The sequence below is a fragment of the Pseudomonas sp. C8002 genome, assembly GCF_013385765.1.
Lineage (GTDB): Bacteria > Pseudomonadota > Gammaproteobacteria > Pseudomonadales > Pseudomonadaceae > Aquipseudomonas.
Genome location: NZ_JACAPJ010000009.1, coordinates 91,837 through 108,354, shown reverse-complemented (window position 1 = coordinate 108,354; position 16,518 = coordinate 91,837). Strand labels below are relative to the sequence as shown.

Below are 16,518 nucleotides of genomic sequence, written 5' to 3'. Positions count from 1 at the left end.
GGCGGTCGGAAAGTATGGCGAGCTTGCTGGCGAAAAACTCCAACGGTAACGCGGGCTGTAACCGTCCGGCCAAGGCACCTACCGAACTCCAGCATTAAGGGCGATGGTGTCCGCGTATTTTTAAGCGGACACCATCGCCCTTATCGCTAGGACTTTCATGCGCCAACGAAGCTCTTACCCCAAACCATTCAAAGCCCAGGTCGTCCAGGAATGTCTGCAACCCGGAGCGACGATTTCCAGCGTGGCCATCCATCACGGCATCAACGCTAACGTGATCCGCAAGTGGCTACCTGCTTACCGGGATCAATCGCCTGCAACCTTGCCGGCTTTTGTTCCAGTAAAAGCGGTACCAAGGCGAGCAACAGAAGAGATGGTCACCATCTCGCTGCCTCTGGGTGATAAATCCATCACCGTAAAGTGGCCAGCCTCGGATCCGGACGGCTGCGCGTGTTTTATTCGTGGCCTGGCCCAATGATTCGTGTCGATGCCATCTGGCTCGCCACCGAGCCCATGGACATGCGCGCCGGCACTGAGACCGCGTTGGCCAGAGTGGTCGCGGTGTTCGGTGCGGCGAAGCCGCACTGCGCTTACCTCTTTGCCAACCGCCGGGCGAACCGGATGAAAGTCCTGGTGCACGACGGCGTCGGTATCTGGCTGGCGGCGCGGCGCTTGAACCAAGGTAAGTTTCATTGGCCAGGCATCCATCGGGGGACGGAGGTCGAACTCGACCCCGAACAACTTCAGGCACTGGTACTTGGATTGCCCTGGCAACGAGTCGGTGCGGGCGGCGCAATCACATTGCTTTAAACGCTCCTTTCAGCTGTAGCACTCGGGCTGCTTTGGTAAAATCCACGGCATGACTTCCTTGCCCGATCTCGACCAAATGACTCCTGAACAACTGCGCGCACTGGCTGCGCAGTTGATGTCCAAGATCGACACCCAGGACAGAAAGATTCATCGTGATGAGACGATCATCGAGCAACTCACTCACGAAATCGCCATTCTCAAACGCCACAAGTTCGCCAAGCGCAGCGAGCAGATCAGCCCGGCGCAAGGCAGCTTACTCGATGACCTGCTCAATACCGACCTAGAAGCCATCGAGGCGGAGTTAAAAGCACTTCATCCTGCACCTGCGCAGACAGAACCACGCCAGCAACCCAAGCGTGCACCGTTACCGCCGCAGTTCCCGCGTACCGTGATCCATCACGAGCCAGACAACACCCAATGCACCTGCGGCTGCCAGCTTCAGCGCATCGGCGAAGATGTCAGTGAGAAGCTGGACTACACGCCGGGCGTGTTCACCGTCGAACAGCACGTTCGTGGGAAATGGGCCTGCCGCCAATGCGAAACGCTGATCCAGGCGCCGGTGCCGCCGCAGGTAATCGACAAGGGTATCCCCACGGCGGGCCTGCTGGCCAACGTGATGGTGGCCAAGTTCGCCGACCACCTGCCGCTGTATCGACAGGAAAAGATCTTCGGTCGTGCCGGTCTAGCCATCCCGCGTTCGACACTGGCGCAGTGGGTGGGCCAAACTGGCGTGCAGCTTCAGCCGCTGGTCGATGCGCTGCGCGAAGTGGTGCTGGCCCAGCGTGTGGTTCACGCCGATGAAACGCCGGTAAAAATGCTGGCGCCCGGCGAGAAGAAAACCCACCGCGCCTATGTGTGGGCCTACAGCACGGCGCCGTTTTCGGCACTCAAAGCCGTGGTCTACGACTTCAGCCCCAGCCGTGCCGGCGAACATGCGCGTAACTTCCTGGGCACCTGGAACGGCAAGCTGGTTTGTGACGACTTCGCCGGCTACAAGGCCAGCTTCGAGCTGGGCATCACCGAAATCGGCTGCATGGCCCATGCGCGCCGCAAGTTCTTCGACTTGCATATCGCCAATAAAAGCCAGTTGGCGGAACAGGCTCTTCACTCGATTGGCGGACTGTACGAAGTCGAGCGAAACGCCAAGGAAATGAGCGACGAAGATCGCTGGCGATTACGCCAGGAAACAGCGGTGCCCATCGCCGAAAAACGGCATGAGTGGATGCTGGCCCAACGCGAACTTGTGCCCGAGGGTTCTGCTACGGCCAAGGCTCTGGATTACAGCCTCAAACGCTGGATAGCGCTGACGCGCTACCTGGAAGATGGTGCTGTGCCCATCGACAACAATCAAATCGAGAACCTAATCCGGCCGTGGGCTCTTGGCCGCTCGAATTGGTTGTTCGCAGGCTCGCTACGCAGTGGCAAACGTGCCGCAGCGATCATGAGTTTGATCCAGTCTGCGCGGCTCAATGGGCATGATCCATATGCATACCTGAAGGATGTACTTACACGCCTGCCGACGCAACGGGCGAGTGAGGTTGATCAGTTGTTGCCACATTGGTGGACGCCTACCTAAGCACGTAAGTGGATTTAGGTAGGCGCTATTCCGCTAGCTATAGGATCCGAGACGGATCAGATCCAATCTAGCGTCCAGCGGATTCAGCTTTGGCAGAATCTTATCCGATTACCGAAAGGGTCATAAACCTCCAGAACCTGCCCCCATCCCTGCTGGACAATATCCGGACGACCGTATCCGTACCGTTTGCCAAGTAGCTCATCACGAAGCATTTCGATATTTTGCATCGGAACAAATATCGTCGACCCTGGACTGGCATCACCATGATGTTCGGACAAGTGGAGCTGTAACCCGTTTCGATTGATCCCTAAATACAGCGGTAGATCCGCTTCGAATCGGTGCTCAAACTCGACGCTGAAGCCCAGAAAATCAATATAAAACTCGCGGGCCTTGGTTTCGTCAAATATTCGCAATATGGGAATTGCTTTGTCGAATGTTACAGCGGGTTGAGGATTTTCATCCGGAAGCATCGCTGATGCTACGTTCCAGTCCTTATAGCCCAGTTGCTGTGCCACCAGTTCGAGTGCAACGGAGTGCGACACTTCCTGATTGCGCTTCTCCAACGAAGCACGCAGGCTCTTGGCCATCTGTTTGGCTTTCTGGATTGAAGACATTATTTCTCCTGGAGTCGAAGCATTTTGGTGCTCGCCTTGCCAAACCTCGACCATCAAGAGAGATACGATGTGGTTTGTAAAAATATGCTTTCACCTTTCCTTTACGGAGCGAGCGGCTGGCAGCATCGGCCAGCCCTGATAATACACAACCACTAATAAAGGCGAAAGTTTGTGCCAGCAGGCCGCGTAAAATCACGCAAGGTGGGTTAACCGGGCGCATACCGCGGGCTACCTGATGCCACGCATTGGTCTAAATCCCCTCGTCCCAATCCCCCCTCGCGCGCACAAACGCTACTGAATCCCCCGACAAATTTGCACAGTTATTTCTGAACCAGAACACTAGAATAGGCACCTAATCTTTTTTAGAGTCCGAGCCCTATATGCCCGACCCGGTTGATACCCTTGAGGTGTCAGACTTACCGCTGGACGAACTGGTGGCATGCCATGAGTGCGACCTGCTGATGCGCAAGCCGGAGCTTGCCCGCGGTGAAAAGGCCCAATGCCCACGCTGCGGCTACGAGCTGTACGCTCACCGCCACAACGTCGTTGAACGAAGCCTGGCGTTAGTGATTGCCGCGCTGCTGTTGTACGTCCCCGCGAACTTTTTACCCATCATGCAGCTCAATCTACTCGGGCAGTCCTCGCAGGACACCGTATGGACCGGCGTGGTCGGTCTGTTCGACACCGGTATGCAAGGCGTCGCCGTGGTGGTGTTCCTCTGCAGCATGGGCATTCCGTTGCTCAAGCTCCTGTGCCAACTGGCGGTATTGCTGAGCATTCGCTGGAACATCGGTCGTAGCTACGGCCTGCTGTTTTATCGCATTTACCACCACCTCAAGGACTGGGGAATGCTCGAGGTGTACCTGATGGGCGTGCTGGTGGCGATCGTAAAGCTGGCCGACATGGCCACCATCACCGTTGGGCTGGGCCTGGCCTGCTTCGTCAGTCTGTTAATGGTCCAGATATTGTTGGAGGTGGTGATGTCACCTCACCAGATCTGGGAAGCGCTGTCAGGAGAGGATGCTCATGCGGGCGATTGATGCGGGCATTCTGATCTGTACCGAATGCCACGAACTAAACAAACAAGACCCGGACACCGACGAGCAAACCTGCACCCGTTGCGGCGCGCTGGTCCACGCCCGTCGTCCGAACAGCCTGACGCGCACCTGGGCGCTGCTGATCACGGCAGCCATCTTGTACATCCCGGCCAATTTGTTGCCGATCATGACCGTAAGCTCCCTGGGCCAAGGCGATCCGAGCACCATCATGTCCGGCGTGATCCAGTTGATGCAGCACGGTATGTTCCCCATCGCCGCTGTAGTGTTTATCGCCAGCATCCTGGTGCCCACCTTCAAGCTGGTGGGTATTGGGCTGCTGCTGTTTTCGGTGCAGCGTCACCAGCCACTTTCCGCGCAACAACGCATTATCATGTACCGCTTTATCGAGTTCATTGGCCGCTGGTCCATGCTGGATATCTTCGTGATTGCCATCCTGGTGGCAGTCGTAAACTTTGGGCGACTTGCCAGTGTCGAGGCCAATCTCGGTGCCGTAGCGTTCGCCAGTGTGGTGATCTTGACGATGCTTGCCGCAGTAACTTTTGATCCCCGACTGATTTGGGATAACACGGAGTCGGACGACGACCATGAGTGATTTGCCTAAGGCTAAAACCCGCCCAGCTTCCAACTGGTCGGCCATTTGGGTGCTGCCCCTGATTGCCCTGATCATCGGTGGCTGGTTGGGATGGCGTGCGTACAACCAGCAAGGTATCGAGATTCAGGTACGCTTTGAAAGCGGCGAAGGCATCCAGGCCAACAAGACCGAAGTGGTCTACAAAGGCATGTCCGTGGGTAAGGTCAAGACCCTGGCCCTGGATGACGAAGGTAACAATCGCGGGGTGATTGCTACCATCGAGATGAACAAGGATGTGGAGCAATACCTCAAGACCAACACCCGCTTCTGGCTGGTAAAGCCAAGTGTCAGCCTGGCCGGGATCACCGGCCTGGAAACCCTGGTCTCGGGTAACTACATCGCCGCCAGCCCAGGCGATGGTGAGCCGACGCGCAAGTTCAAGGCCCTGTCCGAAGAACCGCCTTTATCCGACGCCAAGCCCGGCCTGCACCTGACGATCAAAGCTGATCGCCTCGGCTCGCTGAACCGTGGCAGCCCGGTGTTCTACAAGCAGATCCAGGTCGGCCAGGTCAAAAGCTACCTGCTCTCCGAAGACCAGACCACCGTTGAAATCAAGGTCTACATCGAGCCGACCTACGCCAGCCTGGTGCGCAAACACACGCGTTTCTGGAACGCCAGCGGCATCAGCATCGACGCCAACCTTTCCGGCGTAAAAGTCCGCAGTGAATCCCTGGCCAGCATCGTTGCCGGCGGTATCGCCTTCGCCACGCCGGAGAATCGCAAGGACAGCCCACCGACGGACCCGAGCCTGCCGTTCCGCCTGTACGAAGATTTCGATGCAGCCGCGGCGGGCATCAAGGTCAAAGTCAAACTCACCGACTTCGAAGGCCTCCAGGCGGGCCGCACCCCGGTGATGTACAAAGGCATCCAGGTCGGCAGCCTGAAAACCCTGAAGATCGATCCGGACCTGTCCAGCGCCAATGCCGAGTTGACCCTCGACCCACTGGCCGAAGACTACCTCGTCCAGGACACCCAATTCTGGGTGGTCAAGCCGTCTATCTCCCTGGCGGGCATCACCGGGCTGGAAGCGTTGGTCAAAGGTAACTACATCGCCATCCGTCCCGGCGACAAGGGCACCGCGCCACAACGGGAGTACGTCGCCCGCGCCAAGGCGCCGCCACTGGACCTGCGTTCCCCCGGCCTGCACATGGTGCTCTTCACCGACAACCTCGGCTCCCTGGATGTCGGCAGCCCGATCCTCTACAAGCAGGTCAAGGTCGGTTCCGTGCAGAGCTACCAGTTCTCCCGCAAGAACAAGCAACTGGTGATCGGCGTCCATATCGAGAAAGAATACGAAGGCCTGGTCAATGGTTCGACCCGTTTCTGGAATGCCAGCGGCGTGACCCTGACCGGTGGGCTTACCGGCGGCATCCAGGTGAAAAGCGAATCCCTGGCCAGCCTGATGGCGGGCGGTATCGCCTTCGAAACCCCGGAGCCGAATGTGCCGCTGAAAAAGCGCATCCCGCGTTTCCGTCTGTTCCCGGATCGCGAAGCCGCCAACCAGCACGGTACGTTGGTGACCATCAAGGTCGACCGCGCCGATGGCCTGCGCCCGGGTACGCCAGTGCGCTTCAAGGGCCTGGACGTAGGCAAGATCGAAAGTGTCGACCTGAGCGCCGACATGCAATCGGTGCTGCTCAGCGCGCGTATCACCCAAGTGGCCGACCGCATTGCACGGGCCGGCAGTCAGTTCTGGGTGGTCAAGCCTGAACTGGGCCTGATGAAAACGTCGAACCTGGAAACCCTGGTGACCGGCCAGTACATCGAAGTACAGCCAGCGACCAAAAGCATCGGCCCACAGAAGAGTTTCGTCGCGCTGGACAAGCCGCCAGAAGCCGTTCATCAGGAGGAGGGCCTGAGCCTGGTACTCAGCGCCGCACGCCGTGGCTCGTTGAAGGAAGGCGTTCCGGTCACTTACCGCGAAGTCACCGTAGGCAAAGTTACCGGCTACGAGCTGGGCCAGACCGCCGACCGTGTGCTGGTTCACATCCTGATCGAGCCCAAGTACGCGCCTCTGGTGCGCAGTGGCAGCCGGTTCTGGAACACCAGCGGCTTCGGGCTCGACTTCGGCTTGTTCAAGGGCGCGACTGTTCGCACTGAGTCCCTGGAGACCCTGGTCGCCGGCGGCATCGCCTTTGCCACGCCGGACGGCGAGCGTATGGGCAACGCTGCACGGCCCCAGCAGACCTTCCCGCTGTTCGACAAATTTGAAGATGAATGGCTGACCTGGGCGCCTAAAATCCCACTCGGCAAATAGACCGAGGCGCGGCCTTCGCGAGCAAGCCCGCTCCCACATTTGACCCAGTTCCCATTGAAGGAACCCGATTGAATGTGGGAGCGGGCTTGCTCGCGAAGAGACCCTCAAGAACACAAAAAAAAGGCCGCGATCCAGAAGATCGCGGCCTTTTTGCATTTCAGCGCAACTGATTAAACCTCATCCAGCTCCGGCTCATCCGCCTGCACATTCACCGTTGCCTTCACCACATCGTGACGACGGATGTACTTCCAGTCCGCCTCATCAATGTAGATCCCGTTCGGCCCGCTGCCGCCTTCCAGGTCGATTGCCACCTGGGCGGAAACCTGCGGCTTCACACTCGCCAGAATCGGCACGAAGCCCAGTTGCAAGCTGGTCTCCAGCAATGCCGCCTGGTTCTTCTCATCGATGTCCGCGGCTTCATCGAGGTAGTACGGCAGGCGCACACGACCGGCCTGGTCGCGGTCCATCAAGTGCAGCAACAAATACATGTTGGTCAGCGCCTTGATGGTCATGGTGGTGCCGTTGGAGGCGGCGCCATCGATGTCGGTGTGAATGATCGGCTGGCCGTTGACCTTGGTGATCTCGAACGCCAGTTCGAACAAGTCCTTGAGGCCCAACTGGTTATGGTTGGCCGCAACCAGGCGCGCCAGGTATTCCTTGGCTTCCTCGTTCTTGTTGTCCTGCTCGGCGCTCTGGCTCAGATCGAACACCGACAGGGTTTCGCCTTCTTCATACTGACCGGCACTGTGGATGATCTGGTCGATATGCTTGAGGGCTTCCTTGTTCGGCGCGAGCACGATGCGGAAGCTCTGCAGGTTGGACACCTGGCGCTTGTTGATCTCACGGTTGAACAACGCCAACTGGTGCTCAAGGCTGTCGTAGTCGCTGCGGATATTGCGCAAGGTGCGCGCGATATCCGTGACCGCCGCCCGCCGGGCCTTGCCCAGGGTCAGGGCTTCATCGGTACGGTGCGCGTAAGCGTTGATCAACAGATGCAGGCGGCGCTCCATATCGTCTTCACTGTCGAACTTGGCCACGCCCTTGAGGCGCACCTGTGCGTACAGTGCGTCGATCTGGCCATCAGCGCGCAGCAGGCCTTGCCAGCTGTCCTGGTAGTCATTGAGCAGCGGCAGCAGGTTGTCCATGGAGTCGTCGACCGGGTCCATGAACGGCGTACCAAACGGCAAGTCTGCCGGCAGCAACTGGCGACGACGCAATGCGTCATCCAGGGTGCGCTGCTTGGCTTCCATATCACCAATCTGCCTGCCTACCAATTGCAGCTTGGCCGACAGTTGCTGGACGCGCTCGGTAAACGCATCGCTGGAGCGTTTCAATTCGTCCTGGGCCGCTTCCATCTGCGCCAGGCTTTCCAGCTTCTCGCCTTCCTCGGCGCTCAGGGTTTGTGCACGGCGGAAATCTTCCAGCGCCTTCTGCGCGTCCAGTACCTGTTGGTACAGCGCTTCAGTCTGGGTCTTGCTCGCCGCGCGGTCGGCCGCCACGGCTTGCTGGGTTTTCAGTTGCTTGAGTTCTTTTTCCAGACGCTCTTTCTGGTCGCGCAACGCGGCGCGGTCAGCCAGTGCCTGCAACGCTGGTGGTTCAATGTGCGAGATGTCGATGGCCAGCCCCGGCACTTCAAAACGCTCGCCCTTGAAGCCATCAAGGATCTGCTCCAGGGATTTCACCCACAGGCCGTCCTCGTCCAGCGTGATGCCATGCTCACCCAGCGGCAAGCTGAACAGCGAACTGTTGAACAGGCGCATCAGACGCTCGACATCCTGCTGCGAGAATTCTTCCCGCAGCTTGGCGTAGCTGTTGTTGTCGGCGTGATCAAGTTGCTGCTTCACCGACTTCAGGCGTTTTTCCAGGTCCCGCAGACGTTCGTCCAGATCCTCGGCGCTGAACTGGCGCGACTGCGCCAAGGCCCCGGCCAGTTCATCGTGAGCATCCTTGGCGGCCAGCAGTTGCTGCTCCAGCACCTTGACGTCATCCACCAGCGCGAAGCGGTGCTTGAGCACTGACAGCTCACCCAGCCAGCGCTGAATCCCGCTGATTTCCCGCTCCAGGCGCATCAGCTCCTGAGTGCCGCCGCGCTGGTCGTTCTGCAGCGAATCCTGCTCGTTGCGGTAATGCTCGGCCTGGATCGTCAGTTCTTCCTTGCGCGCACTGGCGTAGTCCGACCAGGTGCCCAGCAACGAATCCAGCAGCGGTGACAGGCGATGCAGCTTGCCCCGCAGAATGTCCCGCTGCTTCACGCCGTTGGCCAAGGCTTCTACCAGAGGGCCGGCAGCCACCAGCGAGTTGTAGTCCTGCTCCATGCGTCGTACATCGCGGAAGGCTTCTTCGCACGCCGCGATGTAATCGACACTGCCGGAACGCAGGCTGTGTTCGAACGCATCCAGAAACAGCTGCTTCAACTTGGCCGCGGTGATTTCCCGCATGTGCAGCAAATTGATAAACAGCGCGCGGAAGGTCTTCAGGCTCTGCTCGCTGGTGGAGCGCAGCGGAATCAGGGTCAGGTCCAGCGGGATCGACGTATGGCCGCCCACCAGCAAACGCCGCAGCTCATCGGGCTTGAGCTCATAGGCTTTCAGGCCTTCGCGCTCAAGGTTGGTGAACAGCTCTTTCTGGCGCAGGCAGGTGTCGTTCTTCTGGTAGTGCGCCAGGTCCAGCTTGCCGGCGTAGGCAAAGAACTGGTGACCGAAACCACCGCCCGGGCCGCGACCGACCACGCCGATCACGTGCGGGCCATGGGGAAGCGAGACTTCCACGAGGATGTAGCTGGTGTCGGTGGCAAAGTAGAAACGCCGGGATTGCTCCAGGGTGTACTTGCCGAAACTCATGTCCGACATGCGCGCCAGAATCGGGAACTGCAAGGCGTTGATCGACGCCGATTTGCCGAGGTTGTTCGCGCCGTACACCGACAGCGGTTCTTCCAGCGGGAACAAACCCAGGCTGTAACCGGCGGTGTTCAAAAGGGCGAAGCGGCGGATGCCGTAGCGTTCCTTGCTCATGCGTCGGTCTCCTGTTCTTCGGCAATGGCGCGGGCCAGGGCGTCTTCTTCGCTTTCTTCTGCAAAGTCACTCAAGTCCAGCGGGTCATCGGTCTTCAGCAGTTTTTCATCGCTGTCTTCGTCGATGATCACCGGGGCCGGCAACGGCAATACGCTGTGGATGCTCGCGGCCAGGTCGCGGTCTTGCTGGACCGAGAGGCACACATCGAGGAAGCGGTGCATCGGCGGCAGGAAGCGGTAGATGCCGTTCTCTTCACCGGCAAAACCCAGCTGGGTCATGCGGCGCATGATTTTTTCTTCCAGTTCCTCGACGGTCTGCACTTCGGCCTGGATAAACAGGTCGCGGTACTTTTCCAGCAACGACGGCAGTTCGTCACGGCCCAGGCTGCCACCGTCGAGCACGGCGATCGGGTCGCGGCCCTGGTCGGCCAGGTGCTCGACGATGATGAAGGTGAACAACGCCAGGCGCTGGGCGGTCTTGTTGACCTGCGCGGCGGCCACGGCCGAGTCCGGCACGAAGTAGTAGAAACCCCGCGTGTCGCACACCAACTCAAAGCCCAGGGCCTTGAACAACGTGCGGTACTGGTCCTGGAAGTTCGACAGTTGGGCGTACAGCTCCGGGTCGCGGCGGCTGACGTGGTAACCCTTGAACAGCTCGCGAAAGATCGGCGCCAGCTGGGACAGTTCGGATAGATCAAGATGCATGAGGGGTGCTCGCAGAATTCCCGGCCGTATCAATACTGGCTGGAAGCAGGGCGAATGAGCGCAGGCTGACCTGGTGCTCGTGAGTGTGGTAATCCCGTCGTTCCAGACGTTCGCGCTTGAAGCGTTTTTCCCGCGACAGGCGTGAGAACCAGTACAGCAACTCGTCGGTTGCGCCGTCCGGTTCCTGCTCCAGCAGCCAGGTCATCAGGTCCGGCATCGGCAGCGCGTCTTCACAGCGCTCGAGCATTTCCTTGACCGTGCGCGGTGCGCGAGGGGCTTCGCCCTTGTGGGATTTGTGCGCCTTGGGGAAACGCGCCGGCTTCGGTTCGAAGTTGGCCAGGGCGTACACGTAGGCTTCGACCTGGCTGGCACTGCCAAGAAAGGTGCTTTGCGGCCGGGTGAACATCGGCATCGCCGCTTGCGGCACCGCGTCCAGGCCCTTGCGGCGAATCGCCGACAAGGCCAGCGCCGCGCCCCGGGTCACGGCATTGTGCCGGCGCGCTTCTTCCCGCAACGGCAGCAGCAGTTCCCGGGCGTGACGCAAGGTCAGTTGGGCGCTGGTCTGCATTTCGAGGATGCGCGCGTGGGTGCGCAGCAGCATGTCGTCGTCCACCAGGTGGCCGAGGCGCTGCTGCTCGGTGAGCATGCGCAACAGTACGTTTTCCACCTTGCGCACGCCTTGTTCGAAGGCGCCGTCGGCGTTCACCAGTTGAATCATCGGCTCGACGTATTCGTCCCAGGTCGCCAGTACTTCGGCGTAGCGCTGGCGCAACGGGATCTGCCGGTCGCTGGTCTTGGCGCGATCGGCCACGGCAGCGAGGGCCTGTTCGTCGTTGGCGAGTTTTTTCAGCACGTCGCGCACGCGCATGTCCAGCAGGCGCAGTTGGCGCGCCAGGTCATGGCCGTCGCGGATGTCGAAGGCGTCCTGGATATAACCCGCCAGGCGCTCAAGGTGGCGCAGGTAGGCTTCGATTTCCAGGCACAGGCCTAGCCGGTGCTCCTTGCGAAGATACGCCAGGAAGTCGTGGATCTGTGCGTTGAGCTCGAAACGGTTCGGGCTCTTGGCGACAGGCACCAGGATATCCAGGCGAATCCACACGTCCAGCAGGCTGGTGATGTCCTGTGGCGTGCTGTCCAGTTGTTGGGCGGCCAGCTGGGCGCGCAGTTCGCTGAGGCTCAGGGTGCCTTGGTCGAAGTGTTCGCACAGTGGCTCAAGCAGGGCCCAGTGTTCGGCGAGGGCGCGCAAGACGCGCTTGGGTTCGATCATCGGAATGGCCGGCTGGTTAGCGATTAAAAGCAGCGATTGTACTGCATCGGTGCCGGGATTTATCCACAGCCGGTCGTGAGGCGCTCACCGGAGCGATCAACTGCGGGCGATCTTCGTCGAAGGGCGGTAGAATCCCTGTTCTTTAGTTATCCACAAGTGGCCGACCTTTGCTTATCGAGTCCCGACGTCGCGCTTACTTGACCGCCATGCAGGTGGTCAACTGGCTGCCGCGCACTGAATTACCGTTCGCCGCCCCTTCGCGGCCCGAGCTGCTGGAGGCCCCGGAACCGTTCGAGGCTTTCGAGCCTTCGGGTGAGGAGGCGGCTGCGCCGGTGCCGCTGGTCAAGCCCGTGGCAGAAACCCCGGTGGTCCGGCCAAAGGTCGAAGTGCCGCGCCCGTCGCCGGTGGCCAAGCCGGTCGTCGCCGAAGAGGCGCCTGCCGTGGTCAAGGCTCCGGTCGTACCGCCGCCACGCTTTGCCCTGCAACTGCTGCGGGCCGGGCGATGCCTGCTGCTGGTGGAGTTACCCACAGGCGAGCGCTTCCAGGCCCGCGACCCGGCCTATCTGCTGCTCAAGGACATGTTGCGCGCCGCCGGCCTGCCCGACAGTCCGCAAATCGTTGGCGAGCCGGTGCGCTGGCCGCTGCTGGCCCGGGGCACCATGGACCAGGGCCCGGAAGCTGCACGGGATTTTGTGCAAGGTTTTGTCTCGGCGCGCCTGGAAGACGAACCCTGCGTGTGCCTGTGGCTGATCGGCCTGCCCGCCGTGCGTTTTGCCGGCGAAGCGAATGCCGAGGCCTGGTACCGCGAACTGCAGGTCGAAGGCCTGGGCTCCGTCTGGGCCCTGCCGGGCCTGGAACTATTAATGGAAGAGCCACAGCGTAAGGCTGATGTCTGGCAAGCCATGCGCCGGCTGATGGCGCGCTGGAAAAGTACCGATGAGTGAAGCTTTATCCTTCCGCCCGATGACCGAGGCGGACCTCGACGCTGTACTGAAGATCGAATACGCAGCGTTCAGCCACCCCTGGACCCGCGGGATTTTTCTCGACGGGCTGGGCAAATACCAGATCTGGCTGATGTTCGAAGGCGAGCAGCAGGTGGGCCACGGGGTGGTGCAGATCATCCTCGATGAAGCGCATTTGCTGAACATCACCGTCAAGCCGGAAAACCAGGGCCGTGGCCTGGGCTTGAGCTTGCTGGAGCACCTGATGTCCCGGGCCTACGAGGCCAAGGCGCGGGAATGTTTCCTGGAAGTGCGCGACAGCAACACCGGCGCGTTCCGGCTGTACGAGCGTTATGGTTTCAACGAAATTGGCCGTCGGCGGGATTATTACCCCGCCGTCGGTGGCCGCGAAGATGCGGTGGTGATGGCCTGCACCCTGGTCGACTAAACACAGGGCCCAATGTGGGAGCAAGCCCGCTCCCACATTCAGTTCGGCAGGGTGTCAGCGGTTGCCGTCTACTGGATCGATATCGGCCAACTCGGCCTCATCCAGGCCATTGCCGCCGCCGATCTCGTCTTCATCGACGATACTCAAATCGTAATCCGCCGGATGGTCTTCACCTGCTTCCTGCGCATCCCGCGCGCCATCCTCATGGATCAGCGTTTCCGGGCTCATGTCATCATCGGTTGAGTCATGATCGTCAGTGGAAGCACCGGTCATCCCGGCTTCGCGCACCCGTTCGTCGGGCATCAGGTGCTCACGCTCCCGAGGCGGAATTTCGTCGCCGATTTCCGCAGTCGGCTCCTCCTTGTCAAAATCCAGCTCGCGCATTTCGCCCATGCGATCTTCGTTGTCATCAATCGGTTCCGGCTGTGTAGCGCCGTAGGGACGTCGTGATTCAGTCATGGCGATTCCTCATACTGTGGGGCTTATAGTGTGTGGACAGGCATGGCTCCCCAAGATTCAAGAAATTGCCGCCGGCTATCTTTATTGTTGGCGTGACCCGGACGGGCGGTCGAGTGTCAAAACTGCGCATCATTCCTGAGGCTTTCCCTGATGAACGAACTACAAGACTTGCTTGATAACAACGAACGCTGGGCGGATGCGATCAAACAGGAAGATCCCGAATTCTTCGCCAAGCTCGCCCGCCAGCAAACCCCGGAATACCTGTGGATCGGCTGTTCCGACGCCCGCGTGCCGGCCAACGAGATCGTCGGCATGCTGCCTGGCGACCTGTTTGTGCACCGCAACGTGGCCAATGTGGTATTGCACACCGACCTCAATTGCCTGTCGGTGATCCAGTACGCAGTCGACGTGCTCAAGGTCAAACACATTCTGGTGACCGGCCACTATGGCTGCGGTGGCGTACGCGCCTCGATGCAGGACAACCAGTTGGGCCTGATCGACGGCTGGCTGCGCACCATCCGTGACCTGTACTACGAAAACCGCGACGTGCTGGCCCAGTTGCCCACGGAAGAGGAACGCGTAGACCGCCTGTGCGAACTGAACGTGATCCAGCAGGTGGCCAACGTCGGCCACACCAGCATCGTGCAGAATGCCTGGCACCGCGGGCAGAGCCTGTCGGTTCATGGCTGCATTTACGGGATCAAGGACGGCCGCTGGAAAAGCCTGAACACCACCATCAGTGGCTTCGAGCAATTGCCGCCGCAATACCGCCTGCGCCCGCTGGGTGCGGTCTAAGGGCTTTTGCGTTCGCGCCACTGCTCCATGAATTGCTGACCCTCGGGATTCAACGGCTCCTTCATGCCGGTGATCCAGCCCCGACAGTTGAGCTCGCCGCACTGGCAGCGAAACTGTCGGAACAATACGTCCTCGGTGTGGGCGTAATCCATGGTCAGCAGGGCGCCAGCGGGAATGGGTTGAACGGACCACAGTTCCAGGTACGTCATGTCGAGAAACGCGTTCGGGTTGCACGAGTGCGAAAGCAGGCCGCTGAACCACGGGTCGTACAAGTGGATACGCGAGGACATCTGCACCGTATGCAGGCGCCGCTCATTCAATGCGTAGCCGGACACCCTGGCGATACACAGGCGGCTGTCAAAGGCGACGCGGGTCTTGATTCCGTCGCCTGAACCGTCTCGGGTACGCACCACTTCATAGTCGCGAGCGCGGGGGTAGCCGTGTTCGGCGAGGGCGGTCGCGAACGGGTAAAGACACTTGCTCACAGCGGTTTTAGCCTTGTCCATGGCTTGAGTTTTCATGACTCTCCAGGAGGGGCTGCATCGACCTGCCGGTGGTGTCTTGACTGCCAGTCTTGCAGCGGATGGGCGCGGCTCAAGACTCGCTTAAGTGGGAACCAATTTCTACTGTCAAATCTGACAGTAGAAATTGGCTATCTTTTATGTAGGAAAACGCCCTTCTTGCAGCCTGCTTCAGAGCGCCGGTGCTTCAATCGCCGGTTCTGGCACTGCGCTTTTCAATTGCCTCAGCTGGGTTTTGATCGCCGGCTGGGCACACTTGGCGTTCGCTTGATCGGGCGTCAGCTCGCGGATAGAGGTGTAGAACAGTTCGCAGGTCTGCTCCTTGCGCGTTACCTGCCAGGTGTTCATGCAGCCTTTGAGCTGCACATTCGGATCGCTGGGGGGCTTCTGGCCCATCGAGGCCTGCCAGCAGGCGGCGCTCAAGTCCTGGCCCATCACCTTCAAACCGGCCTCGTCGGCCTTTTGCTCGTCACCGTCGTAGGTGTCGGGGTTGGCGGCATACCAGATGTAGCTCGGGTGATTGGCACCCAGTACGGCGACCTGGCTCCCGACGGCCGGGCTGATTTGCGCCAGGCCCAGTACGGCAACGGTTTGCCCGTATTGCTGCTTGATCCAGCTGCGCACCGGCGCGCCGAAGGCCACCATCGGCAACGCGCCGCCCGCGTGCTGGCTCAGCTCCTTGACCATCCGGGTCTGATAGTCGGTGAAGTAACCGTACACACCTTCCAGGTCCTTGCCCGCCGTGGCAGGGGCGGCGATCGGGGCGATGTCGATGATGGTCTGGTATTCCGGCGTCTGGGTCGCCGGGATGCCGTTGGCCGTGAGCAAGGTCGCCCAGCGGTCGGTGGTGGCCGACTCCAGGTAGTCCTGGAAGTGGGTCAGGGAATAATCCGGCGGGAAGTGCAGCAGCTCGATGCTCTTGCGGTTTTCCAGGGCCATGCCCAGCGGCAGGAACAGGTACCAATTGAACTGCCATTTGCCATCACCATTGAGTTTGCTGGCGCCCTGGTAAGCCAGGTCGGCGGTATCGAGCAAGGTGGTCAACGGCTGGCCATAACCGTCTGGCACACCGCTGAACGTGGCCAGCACCTGGTCATGCTCGGTCTTGACGCTGACTTTGGCCCGGCTGTAACCGTCGCGTTGCAGGCTCTGGTTCAGGTAGTGCTCGACGGTCTGTTCCAGCGTCCAGGGACGAAAACAGATGACGCTGCAATTGTTCGGGTACGCGAACAACTGGGTGACCCGTTGCGGGGTACCCAGCGGTACGGTGATATCAGCCTGTACGACCGCACTCAAGGTCAGTGCGGCCAGGGTGAAGGACAACCTGGTGAGTTTGAACATGGATGGTTCCCTGTCAGCGAAAGCCCGTCTGCGCGGGGTGAATGCCCACCCTCACACAGTAGCGGTTGACCGGGAAAAGCGCGTAGAA

At 60.1% G+C, this 16,518-nt stretch carries 16 protein-coding genes; 9 read left to right on the top strand and 7 right to left on the bottom strand.

The annotated features are described in order from the left end of the window. Nucleotides 1–157 precede the first annotated feature (157 nt). The 3 genes from HX814_RS15960 to HX814_RS15950 are packed head-to-tail and all read left to right on the top strand — an operon-like array spanning nucleotide 158 to nucleotide 2,383. Nucleotides 158–475, top strand: a complete 318-nt coding sequence (locus tag HX814_RS15960; RefSeq protein ID WP_098950582.1) for a transposase — start codon at nucleotides 158–160, stop codon at nucleotides 473–475. Continuing rightward, the gene (gene tnpB / locus HX814_RS31515) at nucleotides 472–807 is read left to right on the top strand and encodes an IS66 family insertion sequence element accessory protein TnpB (protein WP_177009613.1); all 336 of its coding nucleotides are present in this window, start codon (nucleotides 472–474) and stop codon (nucleotides 805–807) included. The genes HX814_RS15960 and tnpB overlap by 4 nt, the downstream gene beginning before the upstream one ends. Nucleotides 808–856: 49 nt before the next feature. After that, nucleotides 857–2,383: an IS66 family transposase gene (locus HX814_RS15950; RefSeq protein ID WP_177009612.1), complete on the top strand. Its 1,527-nt coding sequence runs from the start codon at nucleotides 857–859 to the stop codon at nucleotides 2,381–2,383. Between the two features lie 83 nt (nucleotides 2,384–2,466). Here HX814_RS15950 and HX814_RS15945 read toward each other — a convergent pair whose 3' ends face one another. After that, nucleotides 2,467–2,997, bottom strand: a complete 531-nt coding sequence (locus HX814_RS15945; protein WP_145187290.1) for a glyoxalase superfamily protein — start codon at nucleotides 2,995–2,997, stop codon at nucleotides 2,467–2,469. Between the two features lie 380 nt (nucleotides 2,998–3,377). On the opposite strand from HX814_RS15945, the gene HX814_RS15940 reads away from it, so the two are divergent. From HX814_RS15940 to HX814_RS15930, 3 genes are read left to right on the top strand one after another with little or no spacing between them, the layout of a single operon-like run. Continuing rightward, the gene (locus tag HX814_RS15940; RefSeq protein WP_017478595.1) at nucleotides 3,378–4,037 is read left to right on the top strand and encodes a paraquat-inducible protein A; all 660 of its coding nucleotides are present in this window, start codon (nucleotides 3,378–3,380) and stop codon (nucleotides 4,035–4,037) included. Then, nucleotides 4,024–4,647 carry a paraquat-inducible protein A gene (locus tag HX814_RS15935; RefSeq protein ID WP_003214366.1) on the top strand — a complete coding sequence of 208 codons (624 nt, stop codon included), beginning with the start codon at nucleotides 4,024–4,026 and terminating at the stop codon, nucleotides 4,645–4,647. The genes HX814_RS15940 and HX814_RS15935 overlap by 14 nt, the downstream gene beginning before the upstream one ends. Then, nucleotides 4,640–6,943, top strand: coding sequence for a PqiB family protein (locus tag HX814_RS15930; RefSeq protein ID WP_003214369.1), 2,304 nt, complete (start codon nucleotides 4,640–4,642; stop codon nucleotides 6,941–6,943). The genes HX814_RS15935 and HX814_RS15930 overlap by 8 nt, the downstream gene beginning before the upstream one ends. Before the next feature lie 170 nt (nucleotides 6,944–7,113). Here the strand turns inward: HX814_RS15930 and mksF are convergent, their stop codons facing one another. From mksF to mksB, 3 genes are read right to left on the bottom strand one after another with little or no spacing between them, the layout of a single operon-like run. Then, nucleotides 7,114–9,954, bottom strand: coding sequence for an Mks condensin complex protein MksF (gene mksF, locus HX814_RS15925; protein ID WP_008437530.1), 2,841 nt, complete (start codon nucleotides 9,952–9,954; stop codon nucleotides 7,114–7,116). Beyond that, the gene (gene mksE, locus HX814_RS15920; RefSeq protein WP_003214375.1) at nucleotides 9,951–10,658 is read right to left on the bottom strand and encodes an Mks condensin complex protein MksE; all 708 of its coding nucleotides are present in this window, start codon (nucleotides 10,656–10,658) and stop codon (nucleotides 9,951–9,953) included. Before mksE ends, mksF begins: the two co-directional genes overlap by 4 nt. After that, nucleotides 10,648–11,925, bottom strand: coding sequence for an Mks condensin complex protein MksB (mksB, locus tag HX814_RS15915; RefSeq protein WP_003214377.1), 1,278 nt, complete (start codon nucleotides 11,923–11,925; stop codon nucleotides 10,648–10,650). The genes mksE and mksB overlap by 11 nt, the downstream gene beginning before the upstream one ends. Nucleotides 11,926–12,131: 206 nt before the next feature. Between mksB and HX814_RS15910 the strand changes: the two genes are divergently transcribed. Then, complete coding sequence (locus tag HX814_RS15910; protein ID WP_003214379.1) at nucleotides 12,132–12,869, top strand: hypothetical protein; 738 nt, start codon at nucleotides 12,132–12,134, stop codon at nucleotides 12,867–12,869. Next, entirely contained in the window at nucleotides 12,862–13,314 is a 453-nt protein-coding gene (rimI, locus tag HX814_RS15905; protein ID WP_003214382.1) for a ribosomal protein S18-alanine N-acetyltransferase, read from the top strand. The genes HX814_RS15910 and rimI overlap by 8 nt, the downstream gene beginning before the upstream one ends. Nucleotides 13,315–13,368: 54 nt before the next feature. Here rimI and HX814_RS15900 read toward each other — a convergent pair whose 3' ends face one another. After that, complete coding sequence (locus HX814_RS15900; RefSeq protein ID WP_003214383.1) at nucleotides 13,369–13,773, bottom strand: hypothetical protein; 405 nt, start codon at nucleotides 13,771–13,773, stop codon at nucleotides 13,369–13,371. Between the two features lie 150 nt (nucleotides 13,774–13,923). Between HX814_RS15900 and can the strand changes: the two genes are divergently transcribed. Continuing rightward, a complete protein-coding gene (gene can, locus HX814_RS15895) occupies nucleotides 13,924–14,568 on the top strand; it encodes a carbonate dehydratase (RefSeq protein WP_003214385.1) in 645 nt (214 codons plus the stop codon). Here the strand turns inward: can and HX814_RS15890 are convergent. Both HX814_RS15890 and HX814_RS15885 read right to left on the bottom strand, forming a co-directional pair. After that, nucleotides 14,565–15,089, bottom strand: coding sequence for a hypothetical protein (locus tag HX814_RS15890; protein WP_003214386.1), 525 nt, complete (start codon nucleotides 15,087–15,089; stop codon nucleotides 14,565–14,567). The genes can and HX814_RS15890 overlap by 4 nt on opposite strands. Nucleotides 15,090–15,260: 171 nt before the next feature. Next, the gene (locus HX814_RS15885) at nucleotides 15,261–16,430 is read right to left on the bottom strand and encodes a hypothetical protein (RefSeq protein WP_177009611.1); all 1,170 of its coding nucleotides are present in this window, start codon (nucleotides 16,428–16,430) and stop codon (nucleotides 15,261–15,263) included. Nucleotides 16,431–16,518: the final 88 nt, after the last annotated feature.